General features: G+C 72.1%; 20 protein-coding genes. 15 read left to right on the top strand and 5 right to left on the bottom strand.

The annotated features are described in order from the left end of the window. Positions 1-13 precede the first annotated feature (13 nt). The gene (locus tag ACFXDJ_RS08790) at positions 14-1,135 is read right to left on the bottom strand and encodes an LLM class flavin-dependent oxidoreductase (RefSeq protein WP_384657067.1); all 1,122 of its coding nucleotides are present in this window, start codon (positions 1,133-1,135) and stop codon (positions 14-16) included. A gap of 49 nt (positions 1,136-1,184) precedes the next feature. Here ACFXDJ_RS08790 and ACFXDJ_RS08785 point away from each other — a divergent pair, with 49 nt between their 5' ends. Then, positions 1,185-1,844 carry a PadR family transcriptional regulator gene (locus tag ACFXDJ_RS08785; RefSeq protein ID WP_384657069.1) on the top strand — a complete coding sequence of 220 codons (660 nt, stop codon included), beginning with the start codon at positions 1,185-1,187 and terminating at the stop codon, positions 1,842-1,844. A 191-nt stretch (positions 1,845-2,035) separates the two neighbouring features. After that, entirely contained in the window at positions 2,036-2,728 is a 693-nt protein-coding gene (locus ACFXDJ_RS08780; protein WP_384657072.1) for a glycerophosphodiester phosphodiesterase, read from the top strand. 18 nt (positions 2,729-2,746) lie between these two features. On the opposite strand, the gene ACFXDJ_RS08775 is transcribed toward ACFXDJ_RS08780, so the two are convergent. After that, the gene (locus tag ACFXDJ_RS08775) at positions 2,747-3,286 is read right to left on the bottom strand and encodes a GNAT family N-acetyltransferase (RefSeq protein ID WP_384657075.1); all 540 of its coding nucleotides are present in this window, start codon (positions 3,284-3,286) and stop codon (positions 2,747-2,749) included. Between the two features lie 183 nt (positions 3,287-3,469). On the opposite strand from ACFXDJ_RS08775, the gene ACFXDJ_RS08770 reads away from it, so the two are divergent. The 4 genes from ACFXDJ_RS08770 (at position 3,470) to ACFXDJ_RS08755 (ending at position 7,475) form a co-directional block, all read left to right on the top strand. Continuing rightward, positions 3,470-4,036, top strand: coding sequence for a DUF5134 domain-containing protein (locus ACFXDJ_RS08770; protein ID WP_384657078.1), 567 nt, complete (start codon positions 3,470-3,472; stop codon positions 4,034-4,036). A 243-nt stretch (positions 4,037-4,279) separates the two neighbouring features. Continuing rightward, on the top strand, positions 4,280-5,218 hold the full coding sequence (locus ACFXDJ_RS08765; RefSeq protein ID WP_384658351.1) for a M56 family metallopeptidase: 939 nt from the start codon (positions 4,280-4,282) through the stop codon (positions 5,216-5,218). Between the two features lie 113 nt (positions 5,219-5,331). Next, positions 5,332-5,982, top strand: coding sequence for a TetR/AcrR family transcriptional regulator (locus ACFXDJ_RS08760; RefSeq protein WP_384658354.1), 651 nt, complete (start codon positions 5,332-5,334; stop codon positions 5,980-5,982). Between the two features lie 107 nt (positions 5,983-6,089). Next, positions 6,090-7,475 (top strand): FAD-dependent oxidoreductase, encoded by a 1,386-nt coding sequence (locus ACFXDJ_RS08755; protein WP_384658355.1) that lies wholly within the window; start codon positions 6,090-6,092, stop codon positions 7,473-7,475. Positions 7,476-7,534: 59 nt separating this feature from the next. Here the strand turns inward: ACFXDJ_RS08755 and ACFXDJ_RS08750 are convergent, their stop codons facing one another. Continuing rightward, positions 7,535-7,882, bottom strand: a complete 348-nt coding sequence (locus ACFXDJ_RS08750; RefSeq protein WP_384658356.1) for an ArsR/SmtB family transcription factor — start codon at positions 7,880-7,882, stop codon at positions 7,535-7,537. A 78-nt stretch (positions 7,883-7,960) separates the two neighbouring features. Next, on the bottom strand, positions 7,961-9,076 hold the full coding sequence (locus ACFXDJ_RS08745; RefSeq protein ID WP_384658358.1) for an NADH:flavin oxidoreductase/NADH oxidase: 1,116 nt from the start codon (positions 9,074-9,076) through the stop codon (positions 7,961-7,963). Positions 9,077-9,323: 247 nt separating this feature from the next. On the opposite strand from ACFXDJ_RS08745, the gene ACFXDJ_RS08740 reads away from it, so the two are divergent. The 8 genes from ACFXDJ_RS08740 (at position 9,324) to ACFXDJ_RS08705 (ending at position 17,438) form a co-directional block, all read left to right on the top strand. Then, positions 9,324-10,412 carry a WD40/YVTN/BNR-like repeat-containing protein gene (locus tag ACFXDJ_RS08740; RefSeq protein WP_384658361.1) on the top strand — a complete coding sequence of 363 codons (1,089 nt, stop codon included), beginning with the start codon at positions 9,324-9,326 and terminating at the stop codon, positions 10,410-10,412. Positions 10,413-10,863: 451 nt separating this feature from the next. Next, positions 10,864-12,063, top strand: coding sequence for an ATP-binding protein (locus ACFXDJ_RS08735; RefSeq protein ID WP_384658364.1), 1,200 nt, complete (start codon positions 10,864-10,866; stop codon positions 12,061-12,063). After that, positions 12,060-12,902, top strand: coding sequence for a roadblock/LC7 domain-containing protein (locus ACFXDJ_RS08730; RefSeq protein ID WP_384658366.1), 843 nt, complete (start codon positions 12,060-12,062; stop codon positions 12,900-12,902). The genes ACFXDJ_RS08735 and ACFXDJ_RS08730 overlap by 4 nt, the downstream gene beginning before the upstream one ends. Continuing rightward, on the top strand, positions 12,895-13,287 hold the full coding sequence (locus ACFXDJ_RS08725) for a DUF742 domain-containing protein (protein WP_384658368.1): 393 nt from the start codon (positions 12,895-12,897) through the stop codon (positions 13,285-13,287). Before ACFXDJ_RS08730 ends, ACFXDJ_RS08725 begins: the two co-directional genes overlap by 8 nt. A gap of 3 nt (positions 13,288-13,290) precedes the next feature. Next, complete coding sequence (locus ACFXDJ_RS08720) at positions 13,291-13,851, top strand: ATP/GTP-binding protein (RefSeq protein ID WP_384658370.1); 561 nt, start codon at positions 13,291-13,293, stop codon at positions 13,849-13,851. A gap of 10 nt (positions 13,852-13,861) precedes the next feature. After that, complete coding sequence (locus tag ACFXDJ_RS08715) at positions 13,862-15,286, top strand: cytochrome P450 (protein ID WP_384658373.1); 1,425 nt, start codon at positions 13,862-13,864, stop codon at positions 15,284-15,286. 104 nt (positions 15,287-15,390) lie between these two features. Beyond that, the gene (locus tag ACFXDJ_RS08710) at positions 15,391-16,638 is read left to right on the top strand and encodes a cytochrome P450 (protein ID WP_384658375.1); all 1,248 of its coding nucleotides are present in this window, start codon (positions 15,391-15,393) and stop codon (positions 16,636-16,638) included. Continuing rightward, entirely contained in the window at positions 16,635-17,438 is an 804-nt protein-coding gene (locus tag ACFXDJ_RS08705) for an enoyl-CoA hydratase/isomerase family protein (RefSeq protein WP_384658378.1), read from the top strand. Before ACFXDJ_RS08710 ends, ACFXDJ_RS08705 begins: the two co-directional genes overlap by 4 nt. Positions 17,439-17,575: 137 nt before the next feature. Here ACFXDJ_RS08705 and ACFXDJ_RS08700 read toward each other — a convergent pair whose 3' ends face one another. Beyond that, positions 17,576-18,253, bottom strand: a complete 678-nt coding sequence (locus ACFXDJ_RS08700; protein ID WP_384658380.1) for a uracil-DNA glycosylase — start codon at positions 18,251-18,253, stop codon at positions 17,576-17,578. A gap of 284 nt (positions 18,254-18,537) precedes the next feature. On the opposite strand from ACFXDJ_RS08700, the gene ACFXDJ_RS08695 reads away from it, so the two are divergent. Further along, positions 18,538-19,452, top strand: coding sequence for a sirohydrochlorin chelatase (locus tag ACFXDJ_RS08695; RefSeq protein ID WP_384658383.1), 915 nt, complete (start codon positions 18,538-18,540; stop codon positions 19,450-19,452). Positions 19,453-19,503 lie beyond the last annotated feature (51 nt).

Below are 19,503 nucleotides of genomic sequence, written 5' to 3'. Positions count from 1 at the left end.
CACACCGGCGGCCCTACGGGTGCCGGAAGTGCGGGATGACCTTCTCGCCCCACTGCCGCAGGGTCTCCAGACAGGCCTCCTGGGGCACGGTCCCCATCTGGATCAGGCACATGATCTCGTCGGCCCCCGCCTCCCTCAGCCGCTCCACGTAGGCGATGGCCTCGTCCGCGCTCCCGTAGGCGTGGTCGGCGTTGAAGGTGGCGGTGGACGTGGGCCGCACCGGGATGTCCAGCTCGTGGAGGCGGGCCACCACCTGCTCGGCGGCCTTGCGCAGCTCCGCCTCCTCGTCGGCGCCCGCGACCACCGCCTCGTCCGGGATGCCCGCCCCGCCGTACCAGTGGCCGATGGACTGGGCGAAGAACCGCTGCCCCCGGACTCCGATCCGGCGGGCCTCCGCCGGGTCGTCGAGCACGATGGTCGGGCAGAGCACCGAGAAGTGGTCGTTGACCACGGTGGAGACGAAGCGGCCGCCGTCGCGGCCGGCTATCGCGGCGTCGTACACCGCCCGCATGCCCGCGATGGACTCGGGCCCGGCGAAGCCCATCACCAGCGCCCCGACGCCCAGCTCGGCGGCCTGCACCAGCGTCTCGCCCCGGCTGCACGCCAGGAACAGCGGCGGGTGCGGGGTCTGGCTGGGCCTCGGCAGGATCGGATGCGGATCGATGTCCAGCAGCTCCCCGTGGTGTTCCAGCTCCTCGTGCCGCCAGGCCTTCCCGATGATCCGCAGCGCCTCCTCCACCTCCGCCGTGGTGCGGTCCTTGTCCACCCCGCACAGCGAGGTCTCCTGCGCGGTCCCGCCGCGGCCCGCACCGAGGTCCACCCGCCCGCCGGACAGCAGGTCGAGCATGGCGGCCCGCTCGGCGACCCGGACGGGGTGGTTGAAGTTGAAGGGCATGCACACGACTCCGTGGCCGATGCGTATGGTGTTGGTCCGGGCCGCGACGAAGCTCAGGAAGATCTCTGGGGCGCTCATATGGGCGTACCACTTCAGCGAGTGGTGCTCCACGGCCCAGATCCGGTCGAAGCCCATCCGCTCGGCGAGCACCGCCTGCTCCACGCAGTCGCGGATGACCTGGTGCTCCCGTTCCACGGTCGGGTCGGCCAGTTGAGCCTCGAAGATGACGGAGAATTTCACGGTGCCTCCAGGGTTGCGTCCCGTACCCGGTCTCACTTCAATTCGAAATATGACTAGTAGTCAGAAGTCGAAGAAGCAAGAGCTTCCGCCGACCGCGTGGGCCGTACTGGGTCTGCTGTCCTTCCCCGGCGAGCGGACCGGCTACGAGCTGAAGAAGTGGGCGGACTCCTCCCTCCGCTTCTTCTACTGGTCTCCGGCGATCAGCCAGATCTACGCCGAGCTCCGCCGCCTGGAGGAACTCGGCTACGCGGCATCCGTGCGCTCGGGGCCCGAGGAGGCCCGGGCCAAGCGCCGCTACGCCATCACTCCCGCCGGGCGCGAGGCTCTGGCCGGCTGGGCCCGCGACTCCGCCGAGGCCGGCCCGCCGGTGCTCAAGCACGGGCTGCTGCTGCGGATCTGGCTCGGGCACCTGGCCGAGCCCGAACTGCTGCGCCGGATGGTGACGGAGCACCTGGAGCGCACCACGGGCGAGTTGGCCGCCGTACGGGAGGCCATGGCGCACGCGGCCGGGGAAGCGGACTGGGCGTTCCCCACCCTGGCGCTGCGCTGGAGCGAGCGCCAGCACCTGGCCGAGCTGGAGCTGGCCCGGGCACTGCTGGCGGACCTGGCCGACCTGCCCGCCCCGGCCGATCTGCCCGATCCCGCCGAGCAGGCCGAGCCCGCCGAGCAGGAACGTCAAGGCAGCGGGGACGCGCCCACGCCCGGGTGACGCGGCCGGACCCCGCCCCGGGCTCCGGAGCCCCGGCAGGCCCGGCGGGAAGCGGCCGGACGGCGTTTCGGAGCCCTTGCACGGACGGCTCTCTCGCACGCGCGGCGCACTAGCATGCGTCCTCACCGCGCGCGGCCGGTCGGGACACCGCGACCGCGCGGGGAGCCGCCGTCGACGGAAGCGAGAGAACCTTGACTTTCCTCACCATCGGTCACCGCGGGGTCATGGGTGTCGAACCGGAAAACACCTTGCGGTCGTTCGTCCGCGCGGAACGTTCCGGCATGGACGTCATCGCCCTCGACCTGCGACTCAGCAAGGACGGCACCCTCGTCGTCCTGCACGACGCGGAGGTGGACCGGACCACCGACGGCTCGGGAGCCGTCGCCGATCTGACCCTGGCCGAACTGCGCGGGCTGGACGCCGGAGACGGCGAGCACGTGCCCGTCCTGGAAGAGGTCCTGGACACGGTCCGGGCGCCGCTCCAGGTCCAGGTCCACGACCTGGGCGTCGCCTCGGCCCTGGCGGAGCTGCTGCTCGGCCGCGATCTGACCGGGCGGGTGGAGGTGGCCTCGTTCCGCGACGAGGTGCTCGGCGAGACGATCCGCCTGGTGCCGGGCGTACGGACCGTGCTCTACGCCGACCAGAGCGCGGCGGACGCCGAGGCCACCGTCGGCCGGGCCCTGGACGCGGGTGCGGAGACGGTCGCCCTCAACATCCGCCATCTCACCCTGGACACCGTGGAGTCGGCGCACGAGGCCGGGCTCCGGGTGACTGGCTGGACCGTCAACTCCCTGGACAAGCTGCGCCTGGCGCGCGCGCTCGGACTCGACGGCGTGGTCACCGACTTCCCGGAGATCCGCTCCACGGGCCGCTTCACCGCCTGACGCGGCCCGGGAGACGGCCTACAGCGACTTGACCAGCAGCTCGAAGGCCAGGCCCTCGACGAGCGGGAGGCCGAAGCGCTCGTCCCCGTAGGGGAAGGGGCTCATCTCGCCGGTGCGCTCGTAGCCACGGCGCACGTAGTAGGCGATGAGCTCCTCCCGTACGCTGACCACGTTCATCCGCATCTCCTTGGCCGCCCACTGCTCGCGGGCGCGGCGCTCCGCCTCGGCCATGACCTCCTTGCCGAGGCCGCCGCCCTGCAACCCGGGGCGGACCGCGAACATCCCGAAATAGACGTGGTCCCCGCGGTGTTCCAGGTGACAGCAGGAGACGAGCTCGCCCGCGCGCTCCGCGACGAGCAGCATGCCGTCGGGGTGTGCGACGATCCCGGCGACGCCCTCCTCGTCGGTGCGCTGCCCGTCGAGGTAGTCCGCCTCGGTGGTCCACCCCGCGCGGCTCGAATCCCCTCGGTAGGCCGACTCGACGAGTTCCACCAGTGCCGGGATGTCGGCCTCCACGGCGCTGCGGAAGGTCAAGGCCCGGGGGTCGGCGCTCGGCATCGAGGGCTCCGTTCTGTGCGACTGCGTGCCCGGCATGACGTATCCGGGTGACGTACGAGGTGCCGTGTACGGCACACAGAGCCTATCCCCGGGCGGCGTGCGGGCCTCGCGACGGGGGCATCTCTTCCGGTGAAGCCGACTGAAGCCGACGAACCGGGAGGTTCCGCCGTGCACGGTTCCGCCATGCCCTTCTCCTCCTCCGTCTCCGCCTGGCTGCTCGTCCTGCTCTGCGCGACGAGCGGCACGTACTGCCTGCGGCGGGCCGGCAGATCCGGCGCCGGTTCCGCCGCCGCCGGGGAGGCGGTGATGGGGTTCGGCATGGCCCTGATGGCGGTGCCCCTGGGACTGGGCGGCGGCTGGCAGGCGCCGGTGCTCGGCGCGGTCTTCTGCGGCGCGGCGCTGCACGCGGCCTGGCTGCTGCGCGAGGGGCTGCACCACGCGCACCATCTGGTGGGCTCGCTGACCATGGTCTACATGGCTCTGGCGGCGGGGACCGGCGCCGGGACGGGAGCCGGTCACGGCGAGGGCCCCGGTCACGGGCAGGGCGCCGGGCTGCCGCTGGTGACCGGGCTGCTGCTCCTCTACTACGCCGGGTACGTGGTGCTGGGCGGGGCCCGGCTGGTGAAGGTGGGCGGCGCCGGGGCGCACTCCGGCGACCGCCCCGTGGCCCCGGCGGGACCGGCGGAGGTGATCCGGGCCTGCCGACTGACCATGGGGATGGGCATGTTGGCGATGCTGCTGATGATGTGAGGCCACGGTCGCGCGGACGGACACGTACCAACGCGTACGGGCAAACGTGTGCTCCGTCACCCTTGAGCGCGCGCCTACCCGCACGCGGGCGCGGGCGCGCGCTGCGGGGGGCGCGTGGGTGCCCCCCCCGCCCCGGCGCGGGGGGGGCCGGCCCCCGCGGCGGCGCCCCCCGGGCCGCGCGCCCCGCCGCGCCCGCCCCCCGCCCCGCCCCCCCCCCCCCCCCGCGCTCATAGGCTGGGGCCCATGATGGTCCCCGCCGCTCTCCTGCTGCTCGGCGTCCTGACCGCGATGCTCGCGCCCCGGGTGCTGGCCCGGGCCCAATGGCCCGAGCGTGAACCCGTCGTGGCCCTGTGGGCCTGGCAGTGCGTGGTGGGCGCCGTGCTCCTGTGCTTCGCGCTGTCGATGCTGCTGAGCGCGGCCGGCGCCTGGGAGGCGGTCCGGGGGCGGCTGTTCGCCCCGGCCCCGCACCGGGTGGTCGAGGCGTACGCGCTCGGCGCCGCGGGCGGCGTCTGGGCCACCGCGACCGCCCTCGTACTGGCGGGCGGCGGACTGTGGACCGGCGCGATGCTGGCCCGGGAGGTCCTGCGGGCCCGCGCGCGGCGGCTGGCGCAGGGCGCCGAACTGCTGCTCCAGGCACCGCCGCTGCCCGGGGAGGAAACCACCGGGGCGCGGCTCGTCGTACTGGAGGGGCGGCGGCCCGACAGCTGGTGGCTGCCGGGACCGGCTCCGCGACTGGTGGTCACGACGGCGGCGCTGGGCCGGCTCAAGGGCAGTCAGCTGGACGCCGTGCTGGCGCACGAGCAGGGGCACGCGGCGGCCCGGCACGACTGGCTGCTGCACTGCTCGCGGGCGCTGTCCCGGGGGTTCCCGCAGGTCCCGGTCTTCGGTGCGTTCGAAGCGGAGATGCACCGGCTCGTGGAACTGGCCGCCGACGACGTGGCCTCGCGGCGGTACGGGCGCCTCACCATCGCCCTGGCGCTGATCGGGCTGAACGAGGACCGCGGGGTCTTCGGCCAGTACTCGGACCCGGAGGCGCACGTCCCGCAGCGGGTGCGCCGGCTGCTGTCCGCCGCGCCGCGACTCTCGGCGGGACGCCGGATGCGGCTCACGGCCCTGGCGACGCTGGCTCCGGCGATCCCGCTGCTGGTCGCGTTCGGACCGGGGCTGAGCGCGCTGGCCTGAGCGGCCGCCCGTGACCGGTGGAGCCTGCCCTGGGCGATCCCCCGTTTCACCCAGGGCAGACTTTCCCGTGCGCTGAGTATATTGGCTCTGAGCCAGTCAACGCAGGAGCAAGCATGTCCCCGCGCAGCGCATCGGTCAATGAAGAATTGCGGAGACGTTCCCGGGAACGGTTGTTGCAGGCCACGGTCGAACTCGTGGCCGAGCGGGGGTACGAAGCCACCAAGCTCGGCGACATCGCCGACCGGGCGGGCGCTGCCCGCGGCCTCGTGTCCTACTACTTCCCCGGCAAACGCCAACTGCTCCAGTCCGCCGTGCACCGGTTGATGCACCTCACCCTGGAAGCGGGGCTGGAGCGGGAGCCCCGCACCGAGGACGGCCGCGAGCGGCTCGCCCGCGCGATCGACGCGATCCTCGGGCTGGCCCGGGACCAGCCGCGGCTGATGCGGACCCATATGGCGGGCATCCTCCAGGCGGAGGGCTTCGTACAGTGCGCCGAGCAGCAGCGGCTGGCGGAACTGCTGCGGGACACCGTCGAACGGTACGGCTCCGCGGAGGTGGACACCGACTACCCGCTGCTGCGGGCGCTGCTGATGGGCGCGGTGGTCGCGGTGCTGCTGCCGGGGGCGCCGATGCCGGCGGCGCGGCTGCGGGCCGAGCTGTTCCAGCGGTACGGGCTGGACTGGGAGCTCGGGTTCCCGCCGGAGGGCGGTCCGCCCGGCGGAACGTTTCCCTCACCCCCGGTGGCCCCCGCCGGGCCCCGATAGGCCCCTCACGGGCCCCATTGGCCCCGCCCGTCCCCGGATGCCCGTCGGGGGCTGACGGCCCACGGCGCCGGTGTCATGCTGGGAGCACCTGCGTGAGGAGCTCCGCCGTGCTTCGTATCGCCGTCGTCGGTTCGGGCCCCAGCGGGGTCTACGCCGCCCAGACCCTCGTCCAGCAGCGTGAGGTCCCGGGCGTACGGGTCGACGTACTGGACCGGCTGCCGGCCCCGTACGGGCTCGTCCGGTACGGGGTGGCCCCCGACCACGAGAAGATCAAGTCGCTCCAGGGCAGTCTGCGGACCGTGCTGGAGGACGAGCGCATCCGTTTCCTCGGCAACGTCGAGGTCGGCGGTCCCGGGCTGTCCACCGCCCGGCTGCTGGAGCTGTACCACGGGGTGGTCTACTGCGTCGGCGCGGCCCGGGACCGGCTGCTCGGCATCCCCGGCGAGGACCTCGTCGGCGTGCACTCGGCGACGGCCTTCGTGTCCTGGTACAGCGGGCACCCGGACGCGGCCGCCGAGGCCTTCGGGCTGCCGGGGGTCGATTCGGCCATCGTCGTCGGGGCGGGCAACGTCGCGGTGGACGTGACGCGGATCCTGGCCCGGGGCGTACCGGAGCTGGCGCCCACCGACATGCCGCAGCCGGCCCTGGGCGCACTCGGCGCCAGCGGGGTGCGCGCGGTGCGGATGGTGGCCCGGCGCGGGCCCTCGCAGGGCAAGTTCACCACGAAGGAGCTGCGCGAACTGGGCACGCTCCCGGGGGTGGACGCGCTGGCGGACCCGGCGGAGTTGGCCCTGGACCCGGCGTACGCGGACCCGGGCGCGGCCCTGCCCGCGGTGAACCGCCGCAACGTGGAGGTGCTGCGCGGCTGGGCGGCCGCCGGCCCCGCGCACCCCGGGGGCACCGCGGACGGCGCGGACGGCGCGGGCCGTCGCATCGAGCTGCGCTTCTTCCTGCGCCCCGTGGAGGTGCTCGGCGGCGCGGACGGCCGGGTCACCGGGATACGGTTCGAGCGGACGGCCCCGGACGGCCTGGGCGGGGTCACCGGCACCGGGGTCTACGAGGACCTCCCGGCCCAGTTGGTGCTGCGCTCGGTGGGGTACCAGGGGGTCCCGCTGCCCGGCCTGCCCTTCGACGAGCGCACCGGAACGGTCCCGCACGCGGCGGGCCGGGTGGTGCGCGCGGGCCGCGCCTCGGTCGGCGAGTACGTGGCGGGCTGGATCAAGCGCGGCCCGACCGGGGTCATCGGCACCAACCGGCCGTGCGCCAAGGAGACGGCCTCGTCGCTGCTCCAGGACGCGGGGACGCTGGCCCGGCGCGAGCTGGTCCAGGACCCGCTGGAAGCGCTGCGCGCGGCGGGGCTGCGCCCGGTGGAGTGGCCGGGGTGGCTGGCCATCGAGACGGCGGAGGCGGAGCTCGGCCGCTCCCTGGGCCGTCGCTCCGTCAAGATCCCCGACTGGGCGGGGCTGCTGGCCGCGGCCGGCCGCTCCGGCTGAGGCGCGCCGCCCCGGCCTGTACGCGGCGCGGCCGGAGCCGGCCCGGCGGGCCGCCGGCCTCAGCCCGAGAGCCGTGCCTCCTCGGCCGTGGCGGCCGCGAGGATGCGGTCGAGGAGACCGGGGAAGAGCGCCTCCAGATCGGCCCGGCGCAGTTCGTTCATCTTGGCCGTGCCCTGGTAGGCCTGGCGGACGACGCCGCTTTCGCGCAGGACGCGGAAGTGGTGCGTGCACGTCGACTTGGTGACGGGCAGCGCGAAGGCGGAGCAGGGCTGCCCCACGTCCGAGGCCGCCAGTTCGCGGACCACGGACAGCCGCATCGGATCGGAGAGCGCGTGCAGGACGCTCTCCAGCCGGATGTCGGCGAGTTCGGGGTGATCAAGGGCGCGGGCGTTAGCCGTATCCGTCACGTCCACTCCCTCGACTCGGCTGATTTTCCGGCAAAGCTGCGCTGGCCATCGTAGAACACGCCTCGCGCGCTCCCGCGTTCACCAGGCCCGGGCGTACTGGTCCGGCACGGGCGCCGTCGCGCCCAGTTCGGCGGCGGCGCGACGGACCCAGTACGGGTCGCGGAGCAGCTCGCGTCCGAGGAGGATCGCGTCCGCCTCCCCGTTGGCCAGGATCTTCTCGGCCTGCTCCGGCTCGGTGATCAGGCCCACGGCGGCCACCGGGAGGCCGGTCTCCTCCTTCACGCGGGCGGCGAAGGGCACCTGGAAGCCGGGGCCGACCGGGATCTCGGCGTGCGGGGCCAGGCCCCCGGTGGAGACGTCGAGCAGATCCACCCCGTGCTCCTTGAGCAGCCCGGCCAGCCGGACCGTCTCCTCGGCGGTCCAGCCCTCCTCCCCCTCCAGCCAGTCCGTGGCGGAGATCCGGAAGAACAGCGGCAGTTCCTCGGGCCACACCGCGCGGACGGCGTCGACGACTTCGAGTGCGAAGCGGGTGCGGTTCTCGAAGGAGCCGCCGTACTCGTCGGTGCGCCGATTGCTGTGAGGGGAGAGGAACTCGCCGATGAGGTAGCCGTGCGCGCCGTGGATCTCGACCACTTGGAAGCCGGCCTCCCCTGCCCGCCGGGCGGCAGCGGCGAACTCGCCGGTGATCCGGTGGATCTCATCGACCGTCAGTTGGTGCGGAACCGGGTCGCCTTCGCGGAAGGGCAGCGGGCTCGGCGCGCTGGGCAGCCAGCCGTGCGGTGCCTGCGGGTCGATCACTCGGCCGCCCTTCCAGGGGCTTTCGGTCGATGCCTTGCGGCCGGCGTGCGCGATCTGGATTCCGGCGACGGCGCCCCGGGACTTCACGAAGGCGACGATCGGGCGGAGCGCCTCCACCTGGGCCTCGTTCCAGATGCCGAGGTCGTACGGGGAGATCCGGCCCTCGGGGGAGATCGCGGTGGCCTCCTGGACGATCAGCCCGGCGCCGCCGACCGCGCGGGCGGCGTAGTGCGCGAAGTGCCACTCGCGCGCGACTCCCGCGGCCGGGCCGTCGGGCTCGGCGCTGTACTGGCACATCGGGGCCATCCACACGCGGTTGGGGATGGTCACGGAGCGCAGGGTGTAGGGCGCGAACAGGGCGGCGAACTCGGCCGGGACGGCGGCGGCAGTACTCACGAGGACTCTCCAGTGATCACGGACGGTCACAGGCAGACGCCGGGCACCCACCCGGGATCCGCAGACTGGTACGCAAAGAACCATACTACGGAATCGCTCGTACTACGAGGTTTCCCGTACAACCACCGTGCGGCGATGAACCCGATGCACCCCGTCGGCGCGGCGCCGCGGGGCCGCTGTCAGTGGCCGGGTGCAGACTGGGCCGAAAGCCGCCGTATAGGGACAACGACGTCCGGAGGTGTCGGCCATGACCGACGTGCTACTGCTCGCGGGGACCCGCAAGGGACTGTTCATCGGCCGTCGGGGCACCGGCGGCACATGGGAGTTCGACGGGCCGCACTTCAACGCCCAGGCGGTCTCCGCCGTCGCCATCGACCGGCGAGGCCCCGCGCCCCGGCTGCTGGTCGGCGGGGACAGCTCGCACTGGGGGCCGTCCGTCTTCACTTCCGACGATCTGGGCGCGACCTGGCGGGAGCCCGCCGCGGCGGCCGTGAAGTTCCCCCAGGACACCGGAGCCTCCCTGGAGCGGGTCTGGCAGCTGCACCCGGCCGGCCCCGAGGCCCCGGACGTGGTCTACGCGGGGACGGAGCCGGCCGCGCTGTTCCGCTCCTCCGACCGGGGCGAGTCCTTCGAGCTGGTCCGGCCGCTGTGGGAACACCCGACCCGGGACAAGTGGGTCCCGGGCGGCGGCGGCGAGGGCCTGCACACGGTGGTCACCGACCCGGGCGACCCGGACCTGGTCACGGTGGCGGTCTCCACCGCCGGGGTGTTCCGAACCCAGGACGGCGGGGCCAGCTGGACCCCGTCCAACAGCGGGGTCTCCGCGGTGTTCCTGCCCGATCCGGATCCCGAGTTCGGCCAGTGCGTGCACAAGATCGCCCAGGACGCGGGGAACCCGGACCAGCTGTACCTCCAGAACCACTGGGGCGTCTACCGCAGCGACAACGCGGGGACCCGGTGGACGGACATCGGCGCCGGGCTCCCCTCGGACTTCGGCTTCGCGGTGGCCGCGCATCCGCACCGGCCGGACACGGCCTACGTCTTCCCCCTCAACGCCGACTCCGACCGGGTCCCGGCGGAGCACCGCTGCCGGGTCTTCCGGACCCGGGACGCGGGCGCGAGCTGGGAGCCCCTGACGAAGGGCCTGCCGGACGGGGACCACTACGGCACGGTGCTGCGCGACGCCCTCTGCACGGACGACGCGGACCCGGCCGGGATCTACTTCGGCAACCGCAACGGCGAGCTCTACGCGAGCCACGACGACGGGGACAGCTGGCAACTACTGGCCGAACACCTCCCGGACGTGCTGTGCGTACGGGCGGCGGTCCTGCCGTAAGCCGACGAACCAGCCGATCGGAGGCGGCGGATTCGGCCATTTACGCCGCGCGGCTCGGCCGCCTCCGCTTGGGCCCTCCCGCCAGGGTCCGGTTGACGGTGCCTCAGATCGGCGTGAGGGATTGCCGACCCTCTCGTGAAGAACTGCTTAACAGATCAGCGTCGAGAGCAGTGGCCGAGAGTAGACGCGGGGCCCGAACGGCCATGTCAACCAGCCGCTGCGACAGCCTGGTTGGGGGTGCGTGGCGCCATCTCGCCGTCCAGGGAGATGAAGATCCGATGATAGCATCCCGGCATCTGTGATCTTGTTCCATTTTGACACGGATGCTGATGTGTGATCGGCGGCCTGCTCCCCGCGTAACAGCAGGTGAACCGCGCCGATCAGCTGTGTTGCGGGGCCTCGCGCGCTGTATCTGCAGCCGTCCGCATGCCATGCGCCGGGAAAGGTTTCCATGAATCGAGACGCACTTGTGTGGTGCTTGGTTGCGGTGGCGGCGATAGCCGTTGCCGCGGTCGTGGCACTCGTCGCCCGCAACAGAGCGCTGGGGGCGAAGAAGACACACACCGAGGCCGAACTCAGGCACCAACTGCTCACCGCGGACAGCCACCTGCACTCTTCGCGCACCGAGCTGCAGAGGTTCCGGAACGAGCAGGACGCCACGCTCCGCGAAGCCAGGGAAGCGGCGGAGGAGAACACCAAGGCCGTCCTCAAGGGTGCCGCCAGCCTCCTGCAGAGCCTCGCCGCCGAGCAGACGACACTGCTCGACGGCATCCAGCGCAAGTACGGCGGACACCCCGTCCTCAGCGACCTGTTGGACGTCAACCACGCCAACGCCCAGATGGCCCGCAAGGCCCAGGGCATCGCCGTCATGTGCGGTGCGCCGCTCGGCCGTCGCAACCGGCCCGCCAGCGTCTACGACGTGGTGCGCAGCGCCCAGGGCCAGATCCGCAACTTCCACCGGGTCGCCATCATGCAGCAGACCAGCCTGGCCCTGAAGGCGTACGCGGTCGCGCCCGTCGCGCTCGCCGTGGCGGAGCTGCTCGACAACGCTGCCAGCTTCTCGCAGCAGGACGCGCCGATCGAAGTGACGTTCCAGCGCGTCCAGAACAACCTGTGCATCGTCATCGACGACGCCGGTGTCAGCATGAACGACGAAGAGCGGCAGCGGGCGACCGCGCTGCTCTCCGGAGAAGTCGCCCCCCGCCTGTCACAGCTCGGGACGCAGCCGAAGTTCGGCTTCCCGGTCATCGGCCTGATCGCGCGTCAGCACGGTTTCAAGGTCGACGTCACCGGAGTCTCCCGGTACGGCGGCGTCAGGGCCGTCGTCCTCTTGCCCGAGGAGCTGTGGACCATGGAGGAGATACCGCCCGCGCAGGAGGCTCCGGTCAGCGACATCCGGCGCGCCACCGAGAGCCGGCCCCAGAGCGCGGCGTCGCGCACGATGCACGGTCTGCCCAAGCGGGGCTCACGCCAGGCGCCCATCGCGAGGGTCCCCGATCCCGATGCCGATCCCGCCACCATCTCGCCGGTGCCACGGACCCCGGGGGAAACGGGCCGCCCTTCCGGGCGCGGTCTGGGGGCCTTCCAGCGCGGCACGCTCTCCGGCCGCAACCTTGACGCCACCTCGTTCGAAGGGCCGGAAGAGGCATGACCGCAGACCTCTCGTGGATGCTTGAGGACATCGTGCACAACGTGCCCCGTGCACGGCACGCCGTCCTGCTGTCCGCGGACGGCCTTCCCCGCGGCGCGACCGAAGGCCTGGCCGAGAAGGACGTGCGCACCATCTCCGCGGCCATGGCCGGGATGCAGTCGCTCAGCCGGGCGACGGCCCACTTCGCCGGACCGGAGGAGGACCGGCAGTGGAACCAGACCATCATCGAGTTCTCGCACGGCTGGAGCTTCCTGATCGGGGCGGGGCAGGGCTCCTACCTCGCCGCCGCGGCCGCGCCCGATGTGGACATGCAGCAGATCTCCTTCCGCATGCACCGCCTTGTCGCCCGGCTCGGTAACAACCTCACCTCACCGCCGCGGGTGAGCACCGAGGACGCCGGAGGTCCGCGGGGCGACGCCCCCCGGCAGCAGAGCTCCGGTGACGCGGGATTCTTCCTCGGCCCGCTCGACCGGGTGATCTCCGAGGTCAAGGGTGCCCGCCACGCGGTGCTGCTGGGATCGGACGGCCTTCCCCGCGGGGCGACCAACGGGATGAACCGCGATCTCGCGGACACGATCTCCGCGGCCATGACGGGCATCCACGCCTACAGCCGGGTCACCTCCCAGTTCGCGGGGGTCACCGAGGGCGCGGAATGGCGTCAGACGGTCATCGAGTTCCAGCACGGCTGGATCTTCCTGATGGCGGCCGGCCCCGACGCCTTGCTGGCCGCTGCCGCCGAACACGACTGCGACATAGAACAGTTCACCACGCGTCTGCACGAGGTGGTTCCCGGACTGACCGCGGCGGCGACACCGGGGAAGGGAACGGACCATGCCTGAGGGGCCCGAACAGGACGAAGAGCTGGAACTGACGTCTCCGTTAGTCCCCCTCTTCGTGATCACGAACGGACGGGCACTGCCCCCGGACCACGAGTACGAGCACACGACGCTCGTGACCGCGGCGGCGGACAACGGACAGGCCTCGGCGCTCACGCTGTCCCCGGAAGCGGCGCAGGTCCTGGACCTGGTCGCGAACGGCTTCCTGTCCGTGGCCGAGGTGGCGGGGCACACGCACCTGCCCCTGGGCATCGTCCGCATCCTGCTGGCGCAGTTGGAGGAAGACAGCCTCATCCTCGCGAGGACGCCGATACCGCGCACCGAACGCGTCGACAGAGAGCTGGTCAGCGCCGTTCTCGAAGGCCTGAAGAATCGATTCGGAGCATAACGCGTGTACCTGGATCCACATGTCTCCCACGCGGTGAAGGTCCTCATAGTGGGGCACTTCGGGGTCGGGAAGACCACCTGCATCGGCAGTCTCTCCGAGATCGAGCCCCTGCGCACCGAGGAAGACATCACCGAAGCCAGCGTGGGCTTCGATGACCTGTCGGGCACGCCCGACAAGAAGACCACCACCGTCGCCATGGACTTCGGCCGGCTCACCCTCAGCGACACCCTGGTGCTCTACCTCTTCGGAACGCCCGGCCAGGAGCGCTTCAAGGAGATGTGGGAGGAGCTCTCCCGGGGCGCTCTGGGCGCGCTCGTCCTCGTCGACCCGGAGCGACTGCACGAGTCCTTCCCCGTCCTGGACCTCGTCGAACGTTTCGGCCTGACGTACGCGATTGCCGTGAACCACTTCGAGGGCACCACGCACTACCCGCTCGACGAGGTGCGCGAGGCCCTGAACCTCACCGCCGAGACCCCTGTCGTGGAGTGCGACGTACGGGACGAGAACTCCTCGGCACAGGCCCTCATCACCCTCGTGAAACACCTCATGTCCCAACTCGGCTAGGAGCGCAGGAATGCAACAGCCACTTGAACCGCAGGAGATACCCCCCGGCTGCCCCGCGCACGGGAACGTACAGATGTACGGCCCCTCGTTCGGCGCCGACCCCGACAGCCACTACGCACAGCTGCGGCTCTTCGGCCCCAGTGCGCCCGTGGACATCGCCCCGGACGTCCAGGCCGAGCTCGTCACCAGCTACGACGCCGCTCTGTACGTCCTGCAGAACCCCGCATCCTTCGTGCGCGACTCCCGCCGCTGGAACGCCCTCAACGAAGGGCGCGTCCCCGCCGACAGCCCGGCACTGCCCATGCTGGGTTACCGGCCAAACGCGCTCTTCAGTGACGGTGCGGCACATGCCCGACTGCGCCGCGCCGTTACCGACAGTCTCGCCACGGTCAACGAGCACCAGCTCATCAGGCAGACGCAGCAGTCCGCCAACTACCTGATCAGTCAGTTCAGTACCGACATCCGCGGCCAGGCGGAGCTGATGGCCGAGTACGCCCAGCCGCTGCCCCTGCTGGTCTTCAGCGACCTGTTCGGCTGCCCGCCCGAGATCGGCGACCGCGTGATCGCCGGGATCAGCGGCATCTTCGAGGGAACGCCCGGGGCCGACGAGGTGCTCGGCGGGGCGCTCACCGAGCTGATCGCCCTCAAGCGGCGCCGCCCGACGGACGACCTGACGACGCGCCTGATGGAGCACCCGGCCCAGCTGACCGACGAGGAGGTACTGCACCAGCTGGTCACCCTGCTCTCCGGTGGCACCGCGCCGCTGACCGCGGCCATCGGCACCAGTAGCGCCCTGTACCTAGGTGAGGACTGGCAGGAGGGCCTCCCGGTCGAGGACGCGGTCTCCCAGACCCTCTGGAACTACGCTCCGATCGCCAACTACGCGGCTCACTACCCGGTTCACGACATCGAACTCGGCGGCAGGGTCATCCGGGCCAACGACCCGCTCCTCATCTCGTTCGCCGCGGCCAACACCGACCCGAAGCTGACCGAACACCGCGAACAGCTCAGCGCCAAGGCGCATTTGGCGTTCGGAGCCGGCCCGCACGCCTGCCCCGCCAAGGACCCGGCTTTCATGATCGCCGTGACCGCCGTCGAGGCACTGCTCAACCAGCTTCTCGACGTCGAGCTGCGCGTCCCGTTCAAGGCGCTGACCTGGGCGCCGAGCCCGTGGAGCCGCTCACTGGTCACGCTCCCGATCCGCTTCACCCCGAGGGCCGTTCCCCGGGCGGCCGGGTCGACCGGACCGATCGGATCGACCGGATCGACCGGATCGACCGGGTCGGCCGGGTCGAACGCGGGCCAGCCGCCCCAGCAGCAGACGGCCGCCCCCTCGCCCTCCAACGCCGGGCCCTCGCGCACGAACGCCGGCTTCGCACCGCAGTCCAAGGGCGGCCTCTTCAGCCGCTTCCTGGCCTGGACCAGGGGCGAGTGAGGCGAGTGTGATTCTAGTAACCTCCCGTGTACTCAGTGGTAGTGGATGCATTAACGATCATGTGGGTATGCATGGCGGCTCGCTCTCAGAAAGGAGCCGCCATCATGGGGGTTGCCACAACTCCGTCGTATGACCGCCGGGCGTCCGCCTCCCTCTTCTCCCGTCTGCGGACGGCCAGAGGGCAGGCCGACCCCTTCCCGGTCTACGCCGAACTCCTCGCCCGGGGCGAGGTGGTGCCCGCCCCCTGGGGAGGCTTCGCCGTGACGGGCTTCGCCGCCTGCGACCAGGTTCTGCGCAGCCGTCAATGGCTGGAGCCCGACAGACAGTGGCGGGAGCGCCAGGGGCCCGGGACACGCTGGAACGCGCCCTCCTCCCGCGAGATGAGCAACACGCTCGCCGCGCTCAATCCCCCGGACCACACCAGGGTGCGACGGGCGGCGGGCACGTTCGACCGGACCACCGTGGAGCGCATCGGCCGCAATGTGGAGCGCTCCGCGGATCGGCTCCTCGACACCTTCACGGAACGAATACGCACCGGCGAGGCGGACTTCTCGGAGCTTGTCTGCGAGGAGCTGCCGGTCGCCACCATAGGTGAATGGCTCGGTCTGCCGCAGGCCGACTGGCCCAGGCTCCGACAGTTGACACATGATCAGGTCTTCACCCAGGAGCTGCTGCCCTCGGCCAGCCAGCTGGCCTTGTCCGACGCGGCCACCGCCGAACTCCGCACCTATTTCATGGACTTGGTGCGCGACCGGCGCTCCCGCCCCGGCGACGACCCCGTCACCCGGTGGATCCGGGCGTGGGACGCGATCGAGCCCGACCGGGACAAGGCCGACGAGGCCGTCTACTTCCTGGTGTTATTCGTCGTGCTGGCCGCCCTGGAAACCACCGCGACCCTCCTCTCGACGATGACGCTCCGGCTCGTCGAAAGCCCGGAACGTTGGGACATGGTCGCCGACAACCCGGATCTCGTCCCCGGGTTCGTGGAGGAGACCCTCCGCTACGACCCGCCCACCCACGTGATCAGCAGGATCGCATCGCAGGACTCCGTGCTGGGAGGCATCGAGATCCGCCGCGACGAGATGGTCCACCTCATGATCGGAGCGGCGCACCGCGACCCGACCAGACACGACGACGCGGACCGGTTCGACCCCGAACGCACCCCCGATCACCTCGCGTTCAGCGGCGGCATCCACTACTGCCTCGGCGCGCCGCTGGCCCGTCTCGAAGCCCAGACCCTCCTGCGCCAACTGATCCGGCGCCTGCCGCGCCTCACCCTCGTACGCCCCCCGTCGATGGCGCCCCGCGTGGCGTTCCGGCGCCTGCTGAACCTGGACGTAGCGCTCGCATGACCGAATCGTGCCCCACCCCCACCCCCACTCCCATCCCCGCACAGGTCCGGACCGCCCCCAAGGCGATACGCACCGACCAGGACGGCCCCGTACTGCACGTCCGCCTCAACCCCTGGGGGCAGGACGACACGTTGGACGCCGCCGCCCTCGACGACCTCACCACCCTGCTCGACGACCTCCACGAGAGACCCGACGTCCGGATCCTGACGCTGTCGTCACTGGGTACGGACTTCTGCCTGGGTGCGGACCGCGACGAGTACCAGGAGGCACTGGCCGCCGATCCGTCCGGAGTGGTCCTGCGGCGCATCGCCGACAAGGCGCACCGCCTGTGCCAGGCCCTGGAGAACACCCACGCGGTCACCATCGCCCGGCTGCACGGGCGGGTCATCGGCGCGGGTCTCGCCCTCGCCGCCTTCTGCGATCTGCGCGCCGGTGCCGACACCAGCCGCTTTCGCATGCCGGAGGTCGGCATCGGGCTGCCGCCGGCGTGGGGCGGGGCAATGGGACGCCTGGTCTCCGAGGCCGGTACCTCCAGGATCCGCGAGCTCATGCTCACCTGTGACGTCTTCGACGCCGACACGGCCCAGCGCATCGGCCTGCTCCACCGCACCGCCCCGCTCGACGAGTTGGACAAGGTGATCGATTCCTGGACCAGGCCCCTCGTCCGGCGCTCGCCCGAAGCACTCGTCCTGACCAAGCGGATGCTGGCCGGCTACGCACGGGCGGACAGGACGGCAGACGTCTCCCTGCTCGACTCCCACCTCCTGGCAGCCACTCTCCAGCAGCACGCAAGGGGCTGATCCCGGCCCGCATCGGCCCGGGAGGCAGGGAACGGCCAGGCGCCCGCCGCACGTGGCGGGCACCGTCCACACGGCGAGGTCCCCGACCACTCACCAACAGGTCGGGCACCTCGCGCCGGGGGCGCGGCCGCCGTCCGCTACGGCAGGCGCCAGTCGACCGGCTGCGTGCCCTGGCGCGCGAGCAGGTCGTTGGCCCGGCTGAACGGGCGTGAACCGAAGAATCCGCGGTCGGCCGACATCGGGGACGGGTGCGCCGACTCGATCGCCGGGAGGTCCCCGAGCAGCGGCCGCAGATTGCGGGCGTCGCGGCCCCACAGGATCGACACCAGCGGCGTGCCCCGCGCGGCGAGCGCCCGGATCGCCTGCTCGGTCACCTGCTCCCACCCCTTGCCGCGGTGCGCGGCCGGCTGACCGGGCGCCGTCGTCAGCGCCCTGTTGAGCAGCAGCACGCCCTGCCGGGTCCAGGGGGTCAGATCGCCGTTGGACGGGCGGGGCGTCCCGAGGTCCGAGTTCATCTCCCGGAAGATGTTCTCCAGGCTGCCCGGCAGCCGACGCACCTCCGGGGCGACGGCGAAGCTCAGCCCGATCGCCATCCCCGGTGTCGGGTAGGGATCCTGCCCGACGATCAGTACGCGGACGTCGTCGAAGGGCTGCTGGAAGGCCCGCAGGACGTTCGGCCCGGCCGGCAGGTAGGTCCGGCCGGCCGCGATCTCGGCCCGGAGGAAGTCCCCCATGGCCGCGACGTGTCCGGCCACGGGCTCCAGCGCCTTCGCCCAGCCTGCTTCAACAAGTTCATACAACGGTCGAGGTGCCACGTTGCGTCACTCTACTGGCCCACGCCGGGACACCGCGCAAACAGCCGGGCCCCGGCACGCGGACGCGTCTGCGGCGCTATTCTTCCTCCTCGGCGAGGCCGCGACCTGCTGATCCGCCGGGGCGCGCGGCCGGTGGACTGGCGTCTCCCGGCCGCCGGTTGACCGGCCGGGGCAATCGATCGGTTGAACCGTATACGACATTCCTTGGATAAATACGGACAGATGCCGCCCGAAAGGGCCCTGCCCGAACACCCGGTTCCGATAAGCCAGTAGCATGCGGCGCCATGAGCTCCCCCACTGGGCCCGCAAATGGCCTGCCCGTACGAATGCCGCGACCCCGCCAGACCGGGCGGCACCGCCGGCCCGAGCCCGCGGTGGCGCCCGAGGGCGCGCCCGCGCTGGTGCTCGCCGTGCCCGGTGCCCCTTCGGCCTCCTCGCGGGGGCTCGCGGAAGAGATCATCAGCATCGGCCGCTCCGAGCTGCCGGGCCTGGATGCCCGCGTCGGCTTCCTCGACGGCGATGACTCGACCGAGTTCCCGTCCCTGTCGGGCGTGCTGACCGCCGTCGCCCAGGACCGCGCCGCGCGCGCGGAGTTCGCCCGCGCCGCCGGGCACGAGACGCCCGCTCCGACCGGCCCCGACGCCGTGGTCGTGCCCCTGCTGGCCGGCCCCGACGGGGACCTGCTGCGGCGCGTGCGCCAGGCGCTGATGGATTCGCCGGCCGCCGCGGAGCTGGCCGACCCGCTCGGTCCGCACCCGCTGCTGGCCGAGGGGCTGCACGTGCGGCTGTCCGAGGCGGGCCTGGCCCGCGCCGACCGGGCCAGGCTCTTCAGCGTCACCACGGCCGCCGACGGCATCGTCCTGGTCACCACGGGTGGCGAGGAGGCCGTCAAGGCCGCCGGGATCACCGGCATGCTGCTGGCGGCCCGCCTCGCGGTGCCGGTGATGGCCGCCGCCCTGGACGACGAGGGCTCGGTGGCCGCGACCGCCGACCAGCTGCGCCGCGAGGGCTCGACCCAGCTCGCACTGGCCCCGTACCTGATCGGCCCGGAGGCCGCCGAGGGGCTCCTCGACACCGCCTGCAAGGAGGCCGGCTGCGGCGCCGCCGAGGTGCTCGGCGCGTACCCGGCGCTCGGCAAGCTGGCCGTCGCCCAGTACTCCGCGGCCCTCGGCATCCCGCAGGGCGCCGCCTCCCACTGACCCCCTCCCGCTCATGCCGTACGTACGAGAGCCCGTGCCCCTGGATTCCGG

Source organism: Streptomyces sp. NPDC059443, from assembly GCF_042750105.1.
Taxonomy (GTDB): domain Bacteria; phylum Actinomycetota; class Actinomycetes; order Streptomycetales; family Streptomycetaceae; genus Streptomyces.
This window is presented reverse-complemented; position numbering and strand designations above follow the sequence as displayed.

Coding starts and splice junctions, on each gene's coding strand:
- ACFXDJ_RS08785 (WP_384657069.1), top strand. CDS start 1,185: ATGACTAGTAGTCAGAAGTCGAAGAAGCAAGAGCTTCCGCCGACCGCG.
- ACFXDJ_RS08775 (WP_384657075.1), bottom strand. CDS start 3,286: ATGCCGAGCGCCGACCCCCGGGCCTTGACCTTCCGCAGCGCCGTGGAG.
- ACFXDJ_RS08770 (WP_384657078.1), top strand. CDS start 3,470: ATGCCCTTCTCCTCCTCCGTCTCCGCCTGGCTGCTCGTCCTGCTCTGC.
- ACFXDJ_RS08765 (WP_384658351.1), top strand. CDS start 4,280: ATGATGGTCCCCGCCGCTCTCCTGCTGCTCGGCGTCCTGACCGCGATG.
- ACFXDJ_RS08760 (WP_384658354.1), top strand. CDS start 5,332: ATGTCCCCGCGCAGCGCATCGGTCAATGAAGAATTGCGGAGACGTTCC.
- ACFXDJ_RS08740 (WP_384658361.1), top strand. CDS start 9,324: ATGACCGACGTGCTACTGCTCGCGGGGACCCGCAAGGGACTGTTCATC.
- ACFXDJ_RS08735 (WP_384658364.1), top strand. CDS start 10,864: ATGAATCGAGACGCACTTGTGTGGTGCTTGGTTGCGGTGGCGGCGATA.
- ACFXDJ_RS08730 (WP_384658366.1), top strand. CDS start 12,060: ATGACCGCAGACCTCTCGTGGATGCTTGAGGACATCGTGCACAACGTG.
- ACFXDJ_RS08725 (WP_384658368.1), top strand. CDS start 12,895: ATGCCTGAGGGGCCCGAACAGGACGAAGAGCTGGAACTGACGTCTCCG.
- ACFXDJ_RS08715 (WP_384658373.1), top strand. CDS start 13,862: ATGCAACAGCCACTTGAACCGCAGGAGATACCCCCCGGCTGCCCCGCG.
- ACFXDJ_RS08710 (WP_384658375.1), top strand. CDS start 15,391: ATGGGGGTTGCCACAACTCCGTCGTATGACCGCCGGGCGTCCGCCTCC.
- ACFXDJ_RS08705 (WP_384658378.1), top strand. CDS start 16,635: ATGACCGAATCGTGCCCCACCCCCACCCCCACTCCCATCCCCGCACAG.
- ACFXDJ_RS08695 (WP_384658383.1), top strand. CDS start 18,538: ATGAGCTCCCCCACTGGGCCCGCAAATGGCCTGCCCGTACGAATGCCG.